This window comes from Neisseria sp. P0021.S007 (genome assembly GCF_051956855.1).
The window spans coordinates 1-576 of sequence record NZ_JBQCXA010000866.1 but is presented as its reverse complement, the minus strand read 5'-3'; the positions used below and the strand labels follow the sequence as shown (position 1 = coordinate 576).

Genomic DNA, 576 nt, shown 5'->3' with positions numbered 1-576 from the left:
CCATCACCACGCCCAAAACATTCGGAATAATGTGGCGCGTCACGATTTTACGTTTTGCCACGCCGCTCACACGCGCCGCTTCGACAAACTCTTTATGCTTCAAGCTCAAGGTTTGACCGCGCACGATACGCGCCACGTCCAACCAAGACACCAAACCCACGGCGGCAAAAATCAAAAGCAAGTTGCGGCCAAAGAACGTGGTCAGCAGAATCACGAAAAACATAAACGGAAACGCGTTCAAAATTTCCAAAAAGCGCATCATCAGCGAATCGAGCTTACCGCCGATAAAGCCGGCAATCGCACCATAAAGCGTACCGATGACAACAGCCACCAATGCGCCGGCCACACCGACCAGCAAGGAAATACGTCCGCCGGTTGCCGCACGCGACAACAAATCGCGGCCGAGCAAGTCCGTACCCAGATAGTGATGGGTAGAAAAGGACGGCGGAATCTGCATATTGTCCCAGTCGGTAAAGTCGTAGGTGTAGCGGACAATCCATGGCGCCACAATCACAAAAATGCTGATCAGCAACAGGATGATAATGCTGTACACCGCCGCTTTGTTTTGTTTAAAAC

Annotated in this window: 1 protein-coding gene; it reads right to left on the bottom strand. The window is 51.7% G+C overall.

From position 1 onward, the window contains the following. Positions 1–576: ABC transporter permease subunit (locus ACTHUR_RS16410; protein WP_440399742.1), on the bottom strand; the 576-nt coding region annotated here is incomplete at both ends.